The sequence below is a fragment of the Xanthobacter dioxanivorans genome, assembly GCF_016807805.1.
GTDB lineage: Bacteria > Pseudomonadota > Alphaproteobacteria > Rhizobiales > Xanthobacteraceae > Xanthobacter > Xanthobacter dioxanivorans.
In genome coordinates this window covers 3,203,977-3,215,626 of record NZ_CP063362.1, presented here as the reverse complement: position 1 = coordinate 3,215,626, position 11,650 = coordinate 3,203,977, and the positions used below count along the sequence as shown (strand labels likewise).

9 protein-coding genes, 1 tRNA gene and 2 pseudogenes are annotated in these 11,650 nt (G+C 71.1%); 9 read left to right on the top strand and 3 right to left on the bottom strand.

What is annotated here, in order from left to right:
- Nucleotides 1-7 precede the first annotated feature (7 nt).
- The 9 genes and pseudogenes from fdxH to EZH22_RS14975 all read left to right on the top strand — a co-directional run bounded on the left by fdxH (nucleotide 8) and on the right by EZH22_RS14975 (nucleotide 8,424).
- Nucleotides 8-952, top strand: a complete 945-nt coding sequence (gene fdxH / locus EZH22_RS15015) for a formate dehydrogenase subunit beta (RefSeq protein WP_203191378.1) — start codon at nucleotides 8-10, stop codon at nucleotides 950-952.
- Nucleotides 949-1,647, top strand: coding sequence for a formate dehydrogenase subunit gamma (locus EZH22_RS15010; protein ID WP_203191377.1), 699 nt, complete (start codon nucleotides 949-951; stop codon nucleotides 1,645-1,647). The genes fdxH and EZH22_RS15010 overlap by 4 nt, the downstream gene beginning before the upstream one ends.
- Before the next feature lie 82 nt (nucleotides 1,648-1,729).
- Nucleotides 1,730-2,659 (top strand): formate dehydrogenase accessory protein FdhE, encoded by a 930-nt coding sequence (fdhE, locus tag EZH22_RS15005; RefSeq protein ID WP_203191376.1) that lies wholly within the window; start codon nucleotides 1,730-1,732, stop codon nucleotides 2,657-2,659.
- Between the two features lie 11 nt (nucleotides 2,660-2,670).
- Nucleotides 2,671-4,155 carry an L-seryl-tRNA(Sec) selenium transferase gene (gene selA, locus EZH22_RS15000; protein WP_203191375.1) on the top strand — a complete coding sequence of 495 codons (1,485 nt, stop codon included), beginning with the start codon at nucleotides 2,671-2,673 and terminating at the stop codon, nucleotides 4,153-4,155.
- A gap of 553 nt (nucleotides 4,156-4,708) precedes the next feature.
- Complete coding sequence (locus EZH22_RS14995; RefSeq protein ID WP_203196558.1) at nucleotides 4,709-5,437, top strand: tetratricopeptide repeat protein; 729 nt, start codon at nucleotides 4,709-4,711, stop codon at nucleotides 5,435-5,437.
- A gap of 1 nt (nucleotide 5,438) precedes the next feature.
- A pseudogene (selB, locus tag EZH22_RS14990) lies at nucleotides 5,439-7,274 on the top strand (selenocysteine-specific translation elongation factor); the annotation flags it as partial.
- Between the two features lie 150 nt (nucleotides 7,275-7,424).
- A tRNA-Sec gene (locus tag EZH22_RS14985) sits at nucleotides 7,425-7,520 on the top strand.
- A 47-nt stretch (nucleotides 7,521-7,567) separates the two neighbouring features.
- Entirely contained in the window at nucleotides 7,568-8,038 is a 471-nt protein-coding gene (locus EZH22_RS14980; RefSeq protein WP_203191374.1) for a hypothetical protein, read from the top strand.
- A gap of 11 nt (nucleotides 8,039-8,049) precedes the next feature.
- Entirely contained in the window at nucleotides 8,050-8,424 is a 375-nt protein-coding gene (locus EZH22_RS14975) for a hypothetical protein (RefSeq protein WP_203191373.1), read from the top strand.
- 255 nt (nucleotides 8,425-8,679) lie between these two features.
- Here the strand turns inward: EZH22_RS14975 and EZH22_RS14970 are convergent, their stop codons facing one another.
- The 3 genes and pseudogenes from EZH22_RS14970 to EZH22_RS14960 form a co-directional block, all read right to left on the bottom strand.
- A complete protein-coding gene (locus EZH22_RS14970) occupies nucleotides 8,680-9,381 on the bottom strand; it encodes a M15 family metallopeptidase (protein ID WP_231710971.1) in 702 nt (233 codons plus the stop codon).
- Nucleotides 9,382-9,871: 490 nt separating this feature from the next.
- A complete protein-coding gene (locus tag EZH22_RS32400) occupies nucleotides 9,872-10,390 on the bottom strand; it encodes a peptidoglycan-binding domain-containing protein (RefSeq protein WP_203191372.1) in 519 nt (172 codons plus the stop codon).
- 311 nt (nucleotides 10,391-10,701) lie between these two features.
- Nucleotides 10,702-11,591: pseudogene (locus tag EZH22_RS14960) on the bottom strand (LysR family transcriptional regulator).
- Between the last annotated feature and the right edge of the window lie 59 nt (nucleotides 11,592-11,650).

Here is an 11,650-nt window from a genome sequence, read left to right as displayed (position 1 = left end):
GAGCATCATGTTTCCTCCGATCCCGAACCCCACCACCGCCCCGGTCGCGCCGAAGTTCGGCGACGCGGACCTCATCCGGCGCTCGGCGTCCTCGCTGAAGGTGCCGGTGGAGTTCAAGGAGCCGGTGGCCAAGCTGATCGATGTGTCCAAGTGCATCGGCTGCAAGGCCTGCCAGGCGGCGTGCCTCGAATGGAACGAGCTCCACGAGGAGATCGGCACCTTCAACGGCACCTACACCAACCCGCCGGACCTGACCCCGGCGTCGTTCACGCTGATGCGCTTCACCGAGTGGGTGAACCCCGAGACCGACAATCTCGAATGGCTCATCCGCAAGGACGGCTGCATGCATTGCGCCGATCCGGGCTGCCTGAAGGCCTGCCCGGCGCCCGGCGCCATCGTGCAGTATTCCAACGGCATCGTGGATTTCGACCACGACAAGTGCATCGGCTGCGGCTACTGCGTGAAGGGCTGCCCCTTCAACATTCCGCGCATCTCGCAGGTGGACCACAAGGCGTACAAGTGCACCCTGTGCTCCGACCGCGTGGCGGTGGGCCAGGGCCCGGCCTGCCAGAAGGCGTGCCCCACCCAGGCCATCGTGTTCGGCACCAAGACGCAGATGAAGGAATGGGCCGAGGGGCGCATCAAGGACCTGAAGTCGCGCGGCTACCAGAATGCAGGCCTCTATGATCCGCCGGGCGTGGGCGGCACCCATGTGATGTATGTGCTGCAGCACGCCGACCAGCCCTCGATCTATGCGGGCCTGCCGGACAATCCGCGCATCAGCCCCATCGTCGAGGTGTGGAAGGGCGTGACCAAATATGTGGGTCTCGGCGTCATGGGCTTTGCCGCCATCGCCGGGGCGCTCCACTATCTCGTCAACGGCGCCAACAAGGTGACGCCCGAGGACGAGGCCAACGCCGAGAAGCTGACGCAGCAGGGAGGCCGTTCATGAGCGCGCCCTATGACGTCGAGACGGGCGACGCGGTCCATCCGGGTCGCCCGGTGCAGGTGGACCGCTACACGGTCGGCGCCCGGATCAACCACTGGATCACGGCCATCAGCCTGATCCTCTTGGCCATCTCGGGCCTCGCCCTGTTCCATCCGAGCCTGTTCTTCCTCACCGGCCTGTTCGGTGGCGGGCAGATGACGCGCACCATCCATCCCTGGATCGGCGTGGTGCTGTTCTTCTCGTTCTTCGGCATGTTCCTGCGCTTCTGGAAGGCGAACCTGTGGAAGAGCGAGGACGGCACCTGGATGCGCCGCCTGCGCGACGTGATCGCCGGCCACGAGGAGAAGCTGCCCGAGCTCGGCAAGTACAATGCCGGCCAGAAGCTGGTCTTCTGGGGCATGAGCTTCCTCATCGTCGTGCTGATCGCCTCCGGCGTGGTGATCTGGAACGCCTATTTCTCCACCTTCACCAGCATCGAGCAGCAGCGCGTCGCGCTCCTGGTGCATGCGGTGGCGGCGGTGGCGATCATCTGCGTGTGGATCGTGCACGTCTATGCCGCCATCTGGGTCAAGGGCACCATCGGCGCCATGACCCGCGGCCAGGTGACCGGCGGCTGGGCCTGGCGGCACCACCGCAAGTGGTTCCGCGAGCTCGTCTCCTCGCGTAAATCGGGTACGCGGGGTACTCTCGCCGAGTGATCGGCCTTATATAGTTCGAGTCCGGCGCCCCAAGGGGAGCCGGCTCGGGTAGCACGTGACCCGTGAGGTTCGTGAGGTGGCCATGTCGCGTCTGTCCGGCCCTCCGGGGGCCGCAATCCCGGATCCGTCCGTGCTGGAGGGGGTGACCGCCCCGGCCTTCGCACACCTGCCAGACCCGACCACCCTGTTCGAACGGCGGGCCGCCCGCTTCCGGCATCTGGCCGCCGGCAACCCGCTCGGCCCCTACCTCGCCTTCCTCGGCCATGTCTGCACCGCGCAGCAGCGCGCGGCCGGTGCCGCTCCCCAGCCGGAGCCGCCGGACGCGCCGACGCTTGAGCGTGCCCACACCCACCACATGCCGCCGCTGGATCGCGCCCGCTTCACCGCGGATGCGGCCTTCGACGCGGTGTTCGAGCGGCTGCTGTCCGAGGCCGCCGCCATGGACAAGCCGGCCCAGGCAGCGGCGGCGCTGGAGCGGCTGCGCGCGGCCTCCGACGTGGCGCGCGGCGAGATGGTGCGCAATGTGCTGGCCGATTCGATCCCCATGGAAGCCCTCGCCGAGCATCTCTACGTCTCGGCGGCGCTCCAGGTGCATTTCACCCGGTTGGCGGCGAGCCTCGACGCGGCCAGCCTCGTTCCGGTCGGCGATGGCGTGTGCCCCACCTGCGGCGGCCCGCCGGTGGCGAGCCTCGTGGTCGACTGGGCGGGCGCCCACGGCGCGCGCTACTGCGCCTGCTCCCTGTGCAACACCCTGTGGAACTTCGTGCGGGTGCGCTGCACCGCCTGCGGCTCCACCGGCGGCATCGGCTACCAGGAGATGGAGGGTGGCAACGGTTCGGTGAAGGCGGAGACCTGCGACGCCTGCCATTCCTACGCCAAGGTGCTCTATTTGGCGCAGGACGGCGGCCTCGACCCGGTCGCCGACGACGTGGCGAGCCTCGGCCTCGACCTCAAGCAGAAGGAGGGCCCCTACCGCCGGTCCGCCTTCAACCCGTTCCTGCTCGGCTATTGAGGAGGCATGGCATGTCCTCCCCCGCCGTGTCCCGCGCCGAGCCGCCCTCCCCTGATCTCTCCTCCCCCGTGGCCCCCGGGAGCGCGGCCGGCGCCCCGTCACCGTTGCGCCACCTGCCCTCCGTGGACGCGGTGCTGAAGGAGGAGGCCGGCCTTGCCGCCGTCGCGCGCCACGGCCGCCAGTCGACCACCGCCGCCGTGCGCGCCGCCCTCGACGAGCGCCGCGCCGCCCTGCGGGCCGGCGCCGGCGGCCCGGCGGCGCCCGGCGAGATCGCCGCGGCGGCCCTCGCCCGGCTCGATGCGGCGGCCGCACCGAGTCTCAAGCCGGTGTTCAACCTCACCGGCACGGTGCTGCACACCAATCTCGGCCGCGCCGTCTTCGCCGAGGCGGCGGTGGCGGCCGCCACCCGCGCCATGCGCAGCGCGGTAGCCCTGGAATATGACCTCGACGGCGGGCGGCGCGGCGAGCGCGACGACCACGTGCGCGACCTGATCTGCGAGCTCACCGGGGCGGAGGACGCCACCCTCGTCAACAACAATGCCGCCGCCGTGCTGCTGGTGCTCAACACCCTGGCGCTGGGCAAGCCGGCCATCGTCTCGCGCGGCGAGCTGATCGAGATCGGCGGCGCCTTCCGCATGCCGGAAATCATGCGCCGTGCCGGGGCCGAGCTGGCCGAGGTGGGCACCACCAACCGCACCCACCCCCGCGACTACCGCGAGGCGATCCGGCCCGAGACCGGCCTGATCCTGAAGGTGCACACCTCCAACTACCGGGTGGAAGGCTTCACCGCCGAGGTGGCGCCCCGCGACCTCGCCGAGATCGCCCATGCCCAGGGCGTGCCCCTGGTCAACGACCTCGGCTCCGGCACCCTGGCCGACCTCTCCCGCTACGGCCTCGTCCACGAGCCCACCGTGCGCGAGGCGGTGGCCGAGGGAGCGGACCTGGTGACCTTCTCCGGCGACAAGCTCCTGGGCGGCCCGCAGGCCGGCTTCATCGTCGGCCGGCGGGACCTGGTGGCGAAGGTGAACCGCAACCCCATGAAGCGGGCGCTGCGCGTGGACAAGGTGCGCCTCGCCGCCATTGAGGCGACACTGCGCCTCTACCGCGATCCCGACAGCCTGACACGACACCTGCCGACACTGCGCTTCCTCACCCGGACGTCAGCCGACATGTCGGCCCAGGCGGGACGGCTCGGGCCGGTGCTGGCGCGGGTGCTCGGACCTGATTTTACCGTGGCGCCTGAGCCCTGCCGCAGCCAGATCGGCTCCGGCGCCCTGCCGCTCGAGACCCTGGAAGGGGTGGGCCTCGCCATCCGTGCCCGCGACGGCAGCGGCGGCGCCCTCTCCCGCCTCGCCGATTCGCTGCGCCGGCTCCCTGTTCCCATCATCGGACGCATTGACGCGCAGGCCCTCGTGCTGGATCTGAGATGCCTCGAAGACGAGGCGGCGTTCATCGCCTCCGTCACCACTCTGGAGGGGGCGCATGAGTTGGCTTGATCGACTGAAGGGCAAGGGCGGCGCCCCGCGCGAGCCGGAACCCGAGCCGGAGGCGCAGGCGCCGAATCAGCCCTATCCCCGCCTGACCGGCTTCCGAAAGGGCGAGCCGCAGGAACCGGTCCCGCATGCGCGCGAGCCGAGGGAGCGGGAGCCGAGGGAGCGGGAGCCGAGGGAGCGGGAGCCGAGGGAGCGGGAAGCCCGCCATCCGGAGCTTCGCCCGCGCGAGCCCCGCATCCCGGAACCGCGTACGCCGGAACCGCGCGGCCCCGAGCCCCGCGGCCTGCCCGAGGACGACCTCGACGCCCTCCTGAACGACATCGTCAGCGGCCTCGGCACCGGCACGCCTCCGGCGGCGGAACCGACCAGCGCCACGCCCCCGGCGCGGGACCCCCCGCGCGAGGCGCGCCGTGAGCCGCCGCCCGACGAGACCCCCTCGCACCGATTCGAGGAATTGCTTCGCGAGGAACTGCTCGCGCCCGAACCGGAACCCGAGCCGGAGGCCGAGCCCGCTCCGCCCGAGGAGGTGGAGGACGCCCGCCCGCCCGAGGAGCGGATGGCCGAGGCGCTCGCCGCCGCCACCGCCGGGAATTTCGAGGCGGCCCTCGCCCTGTGGGAGCCGCTCGCCCGCAACGGCCATGCCCGCGCCCAGAACAATATCGGCGCCTGCTTCGTGGACGGGCTGGGCGTCGAGCAGGACCTCGACCTCGCCCGCCGCTGGCTCGAGCTCTCCGCCGACGGCGGCGACCCGGTGGGCCGGCGCAACCTCGCCACCCTTTACTTCAAGGGTCAGGGCATCGAGCCGGACTATCTCCGCGCGGCCGATCTCTACCGCGCCGCCGCCCGGGACGGCGATGGCCCGGCGCAGGACATGCTGAGCTGGATGCTGCTGGAGGGCGAGGTGATCCCGCCCGATCCGGTGGAGGCACGCCGCTGGGCCCTCGCCGCCGCCGAGCAAGGCATCGCCTCATCCATGACCCGCCTCGGCATGATCGCCAACAATGCCCTCGGCATGGAGCGCGATCCGGCCGAGGCCGCCCGCTGGTGGCGCAAGGGCGCCGAGGCCGGCGATGCCGACGGGCAGGCCATGCTGGGCGCGGCCTGCCACATGGGCCAGGGCGTGGCGCGCGACAGCGTCGCCGCGTTCGCATGGCTGGTGCGGGCACGCGCAGGCCACAGCGCGCTGGCCGAGAAGTTTTTCGAGCCGGTGCGCGCGAGCCTGAGTCCGGACGAAGAGGCGGCCGCCCGGCGCCGCGCGGCGCTGCCCCTGAGGGAGGCCCCCTGAGGTGATCATCGGCACGGCCGGCCACATCGACCACGGCAAGACCACGCTGGTGCGTGCGCTCACCGGTGTCGACACCGACCGGCTGAAGGAGGAGAAGGCGCGCGGCATCTCCATCGACCTCGGCTTCGCCTACCTGCCGGTGGGCGGAAGCGAGGCGAACGAGGTGCTCGGCTTCATCGACGTGCCGGGGCACGAGAAGTTCGTGCACACCATGCTGTCCGGCGCGGGCGGCATCGATTTCGCCCTGCTGGTGGTGGCGGCCGACGACGGGGTGATGCCGCAGACGCGCGAGCACCTCGCCATTCTCGATCTGCTCGGCATCGCCCACGGCCTCGTGGCCCTCACCAAGGCCGACCTCGTCGACGGCGACCGCCTGGCTGCGGCGGAAGCCGAGATCCGGGCGCTGCTCGCCCCCACGGCGCTGGCCGACGCGCCCATCCTGCCCGTCTCCGCCACCACCGGCGCGGGAGTGGAGGCGATCCGCGAGGCGCTCGCCGACGCGGCCCGTCAGCTCGGCCGGCGGGCCGCGGCCGGACGGTTCCGTCTGGCGGTGGATCGCAGCTTCACCCTTCCCGGCGCCGGGACCGTGGTGACCGGCACGGTGCTGTCGGGCAAGGTCAGCGTGGGTGACCGGGTGGTGGTGAGCCCCTCGGGCCTCGCCGCCCGCGTGCGCTCCATCCGCGCCCAGGACCGGCCGGCGGAGACCGGCGTCGCCGGCGACCGCTGCGGCCTCAACCTCGCCGGTGAGGGGGTGAGCAAGGCGGCCATCACCCGCGGCGACGTGGTGCTGGACCCGGTGCTGCACGCCCCCGCCGACCACATCGACGCCGAGCTGGCGGTGCTCGCCTCCGAGCCCCGGCCCATCGGCCAGTGGTTCCCGGTGCGCCTGCACCACGCCGCCCGCGAGGTGGGCGCGCGCGTTGTGCTTCTGGGCGATGCCATCGCGCCGGGCGGGCGCGGGCGCGTCCAGCTGGTGTTGGATGCGCCCATCGCCGCTGCCGCCGGGGACCGGTTCGTCATCCGCGACACCTCGGCCCAGCGCACGGTGGGCGGCGGCCGCTTCCTCGACCTGCGCGGCCCGGCCCGCAAGCGGCGCGCGCCGGAGCGCCTCGCCCAGCTCGACGCCCTCGCCGAGGCCGATCCGGCGACGGCGCTGCAACGCCTTCTCGCGGTGCGGCCCTTCCAGGCGGACATCGCCGTCTTCGCCCGCGACCGCGCCCTCGCCGACGACGAGATGGAGGCCATCGCCACCCGGCTCGATGTGGTGCGGCTGGCCGTGGGGGCCTCGGTGCTCGCCCTCTCGGCGGAACGCTTCGCCGCCCTCACGCGGGAGGTCATGGCCACCCTCGACGCCTTCCATGCGGACAACCCCGATCTTCCAGGCCTGGGCCGCGAGCGCCTGCGCCTGGCGATCGAGCCGCGCCTGCCGGGCCCCGCCTTCCTCGTGGCGCTCCAGAGCCTGCCCCCCGGTCTGGTGAAGCTCGAAGGCGCCTGGGTGCGGCGCGCCGGCTTCGAGGTGCGGCTCACCCCCGCCGACGAAGCCCTGTGGGCGCACATCGCCCCGCTGCTCCGCGGCGAGGAACGCTTCCGGCCGCCGCGCGTGCGCGATATCGCCGGCCTCCTCGGCGTGCCCGAGGCGGACGTGCGCCGCCTGATGAAGCTGCTCGCCCGCCTCGGCCGGGTCGACGAGGTGGCGCACGACCACTTCTTCCCGCGGCCGGTGGTGGCGGAGATGGTGGAGATCCTGCGCCGGCTCGCCGGTGCCCGCATGAAGGACGAGTTCACCGCCGCCCACTTCCGCGACGAGGTTGCAAACGGGCGCAAAGTGGCCATACAGATCCTGGAATTCTTCGATCGCCACGGCGTCACGCTGCGCCGGGGAGACCTCAGGCGAATCAATCCCTTCCGGCTGGATCTGTTTGCCGGGCCGGTGGATGACGCGCCGGCGGGTCACGGCGCGTCGGACAAACACGCGGCGAGCCCGCGGGGAAGAGAAGCGTCCCTGGTGGGGCGTCCGGACTTCAAATCCGGGAGGGGCCGCGAGCCGGTCCTTGGTGGGTTCGACTCCCACTCTCTTCCGCCAAGGTCCAGCTCCCCGAAATCCGCGCGCCCGGGCGCGCGGGAGGGCCGATGACCAGCGAGACCGAGACCACCACACCAGCGGCGGCGGCGCGCGCCGCCTTCCTCGCCCGCCTCGATGCCGACAAGCGCGCCGCGGCGGTGACCGAGGAGGACTTCCGCCGCGAGGCCGCCGCCCGCACCGAGGCCCTCGCCGCCGCCCGCGCCTATGCCTGGCGCCGCGCCGACCTCATGGCATCTTTGTGCGACGTCGTGGGCGCGGCCGAAGATGCCGAGATGGCGGCGGCCGCCGGACTGGCCGTGCTGCGCGCCCGCCTGGGCTGGGACGAGGACAGCGCCGCGCGCACGGAGGTGCTGGCCCGCTTCGCGCCGGTGGCCGTCGCCCTGTTCGAGGTGGCGGATGCAGCCGGTCCGGATGCGGCGCTGGCCGACTTCGAGCAATGGTACCTTGAGACGCGGCAGAGCCCGTTCTGGTACCTGTTCGAGCATTACCTGCCCGACACGCCCCGCGTGGATTTCTGAGCGCGCCGCCCATGGCACCGACGACCGATTTCGACCTCTGGCTCGCCGGCACGTTCCGCGAGCATGGCAGCTTCACCGCCCTGGTGGTGCTCGTGCGCATCGCCGAGCCCGCGGTAACGCCGCTCGCCTCCACCTTCCTCACCGTGGTGGGCGACGAGGTGGGCTGGGCCGACATGGCCGCCCTCTTCACCGGCGCGGGACGCGCGTGGGACGGCGCCGTCTTCTTTGCCCAGCTCGATGCGGGACCGCTGGAGAACGGCGCGGCCCGCGCCCGGCTGCGGGCGCTGGAACAGCGCATGTCCGCCGACCGGCTGGTCATCAATGAAGGCGACTTCTTCGACGCCCTCGGCCGCCGGCTGAAGGTGGAGGAGATCCCCGCCCATTGAGCGCATGCATCCCGGAGGCCGACGGGATGCGCCACGCTCATGCCGTCGGCCTGGCCACCAACCTCGGTCTTCGGTCGACGCCGGGCGGGGTTTCGCTCACCTGCCGGGCGGGCTTGAGCGCGGGCCATCACGTCAGGCACATCGGCCCCGGCGTTAGGACGTTTCTCCGTTTCACGGTATCGGGAAAACGCCCTAAGCCTTTGCGCGATCGCGTTTTCTTCACGCGAGCCGGTTTCCACCACCCTCGAAAACGCTCTATTCGATGGGAAAATCGAAATAGGTGTCCGGATAGGGCTCGCTCTTCAGGGTGAAGTGCCACCATTCCTTGTCGAACGGCTTGAAGCCGTGGCGCGCCATGAGGTCGGCGAGCAGTCGGCGGTTGGCCTTCTGGGCAGCCGACACGGCGCTGGATTGCGGCCAGGACTTCGGGCTGAACAGGTCGAAGGGCGTGCCCATGTCGAGGTCGGCGCCGGTGGCGCTGCTGAACAGGGTGAGATCGAGGGTCGACCCACGCGAATGGCCGGACCGGGCGGCGATGTAGCCCTCGGCGAACAGGTCCTTCTTGTCCACGTCCGGATAATAGGCCGCCTTGCTCCGGGTGTCGGCCAGGTCGCTCGCCCAGCGGGCGAAATGCGCCACGGCGCGGGCCGGGCGATAGCAATCGAAGATGCGCAGGCCGAGCCCCTGCTTGCGTGCGTCCGCAGCCACCCCCGCCAGCGCTTCGGCCGCCGGCCGGGTGAGGAAGCAGCGGGCCGCGCCGTAGCCGTCCACCCGCGCGCCGACAAAGTTCTGCGTTCCAAAATAGCGCACGTCGAACACGGCGTCGGGCACCACGCCGGCCACGTCGACAAACAGGTCCGGTCGGTCGGTGCGGGCATCGGCCGCCAGCGGCAATCCGGCAAGGCTCAGGGCGAGGGCAGCGGGCTTCACCAGTCGGTCCATCAGGAAGGAGGGCATGGCGGTTCGCAAGGGGGTTCGCAGCCAGCATAGGGCCGCTCCGCCCCGAGGGGAACCACCGGGACCTTCGCCATGCGCGAGTCAGCCGGCGCGCGCCGGCTCCTCGGGCCGGGCCGGAGGGTCATCCATGGGGACGGGATCGGGAAAGGGATCGCGCCGCGGCTCGCGGGAAGGATCGTCCTCCGGCAGCGGGGGAAGGTCGGGGCCCGGCTCCGGCGGCGATGGCGGCTCCTCGAAGGGATGCGGCGGCAGGATCGGGGGGTCCGGCGGCCGGAATGGATCCGGATGAAGCGGGGCCGCGACCTGGACCGCAGCGGGTGGGCCACCCGCCATCGGGGAAAGAGCGCCGGCTGCGGGCGCCATGACGCGGGCCGGTGCGTTCCCGGCCGGATGGGTCAAGCGTTCCATCCGGGCGGAACGCGGCTCCCGCCGGCATGTTCCGCCGGCGGGCCCCATGTCCGCTGCGGCAGCCCGCGCCGCCGCATCCGCTTCAGGAGAAGAATTCGGTGATGGACTGCCAGATGCTCTTCTTCGGTGCGGCGGCCGCGCCCGCCTCGGCCGGCTTGCCGCCGGCGCTCACGGTTCCGGGCGCCGCCTGGGACTTGGCCACAGCCTCGGGCGAGAACGCCGCGGCGAAGACATCGATCTTCGCGAGGGTCACCGGCCCGGCCATGCCGTCGGCCTCCAGGCCGTTCTTCTCCTGGAACGCCGACACCGCCTTGGCGGTGCCCGCGCCGTAGGCACCGTCAGCGGTGATGCCGAGGGCGGCCTGCAGCTTCTTCACCGTCTCGCCCTTGCTGCCCACCGTCAGCAGGACCAGTTCCGGCAGGGCGAGGGCGGCGAAGGTGTCCGGCCCGGCGATGCCGTCCGCGGCAAGACCGTGCTGCTTCTGGTAGGCCTTCAGGGCCTCCTCGGTGGCGGGGCCGAACTGGCCGTCCGCATTCACCCCGAGCTTGGCCTGGAGGATTTTCACCGGCTCGCCGGCGAGCCCGCGTTTCAGTAGAGCCATTTTAGTCCCCGTTGCAGGAGGGTTGGGCCAACAGCACAGTTATAGACGCTGCCGATGACAACGGCAGCGGAACTGAACGGGGTCCAAAAAGAAAAATGCCGGGCCCGGTTAGGAGCCCGGCAAGTATCGCCGCAGAGCGGCGAACCTTCCAGAGGGGAACAGCTGACGCACCGCACAGGATGCAATCAGCGCTTGGGTAAAGTGCCCGTCCGTTAGGCATTTTGCAATGGAGACTGATCGCATATCAGGCATGTGCCCAGCGCTTGGCTCGACGGCGTGACAGGCACCAGTTTACCATCGACGGTCATAAATCAGTAATTCCAGCGCTGCGCCTTGGAGATGAGAAAGTCGCGGAAGACCTGGATGCGCGCCACCGAGCGCATTTCCTGCGCGTAGGTGAAATAGGCCTCCAGCTTCGGCGTCTCGCGGTCGGTGAAAAGCTGCACCAGGGAAGTGGAATCGTCGGAGAGGTAGTCGGGCAGCGTGCCGATGCCCACCCGCGCTCCACGGCGCGCTTGAGGCCGAGCACGTTGTTCACCTCGAAGGCGGGAATGCGCGGGGTCGAGCCGTCGCGGCCGGCATGCTCCAGCCAGTTGAGCCCCTGGAAGTAGGAGGGAATCGGCCCGCCCAGCAGCAGGATGCGATGCTTGTCGAGCTCGTCCAGCGAGCGCGGGTGGCCGTGGCGCTTCAGATAATCGGCCGAGGCGTAGGCGTGGAAGTGAACGGTGAACAGCTTGCGCTGCACCAGGTCCGGCTGGACCGGCTGGCGCATGCGGATGGCCACGTCCGCCTCGCGCATGGCGAGATCCAGTTCCTCGTCGGTGAGGATGAGCTGGATGCGGATGTCGGGGAACAGGTCCACGAACTCGCCCACCCGCGCCGTCAGCCAGTGGGTGCCGAGCCCCATGGTGGTGGTCACGCGCAGGTCGCCATTGGGCTTCTCCCGGCTGTCGGTGAGCTGCGCGCGCGCCGATTCGAGCTTCAGGAACACCTCATGGGCGGTGCGGTAGAGCAGCTCCCCCTGCTCGGTGAGGATGAGGCCGCGGGCGTGGCGGTGGAACAGGGGTACCTTCAGCTCGGCCTCGAGCGCGGAGACCTGCCGGCTCACCGCCGATTGCGACAAGCCCAGCGTCTCGCCCGCATGGGTGAACGAACCGGCTTCGGCGGCGACGTGGAAGACCTTCAGCTTGTCCCAATCCATCAGCCCCAGCCCCTCACCCGTCACCGGCCATTCTCCGCCGGGACTGCCACATGGTTCAA

Excerpts from the sequence above, each read along its gene's own strand:
- EZH22_RS14980 (WP_203191374.1), top strand. The coding sequence starts at position 7,568 with ATGACCAGCGAGACCGAGACCACCACACCAGCGGCGGCGGCGCGCGCC.
- EZH22_RS14995 (WP_203196558.1), top strand. The coding sequence starts at position 4,709 with ATGGCCGAGGCGCTCGCCGCCGCCACCGCCGGGAATTTCGAGGCGGCC.
- selA (WP_203191375.1), top strand. The coding sequence starts at position 2,671 with ATGTCCTCCCCCGCCGTGTCCCGCGCCGAGCCGCCCTCCCCTGATCTC.
- EZH22_RS14970 (WP_231710971.1), bottom strand. The coding sequence starts at position 9,381 with ATGCCCTCCTTCCTGATGGACCGACTGGTGAAGCCCGCTGCCCTCGCC.
- EZH22_RS15010 (WP_203191377.1), top strand. The coding sequence starts at position 949 with ATGAGCGCGCCCTATGACGTCGAGACGGGCGACGCGGTCCATCCGGGT.
- EZH22_RS32400 (WP_203191372.1), bottom strand. The coding sequence starts at position 10,390 with ATGGCTCTACTGAAACGCGGGCTCGCCGGCGAGCCGGTGAAAATCCTC.
- fdhE (WP_203191376.1), top strand. The coding sequence starts at position 1,730 with ATGTCGCGTCTGTCCGGCCCTCCGGGGGCCGCAATCCCGGATCCGTCC.
- fdxH (WP_203191378.1), top strand. The coding sequence starts at position 8 with ATGTTTCCTCCGATCCCGAACCCCACCACCGCCCCGGTCGCGCCGAAG.
- EZH22_RS14975 (WP_203191373.1), top strand. The coding sequence starts at position 8,050 with ATGGCACCGACGACCGATTTCGACCTCTGGCTCGCCGGCACGTTCCGC.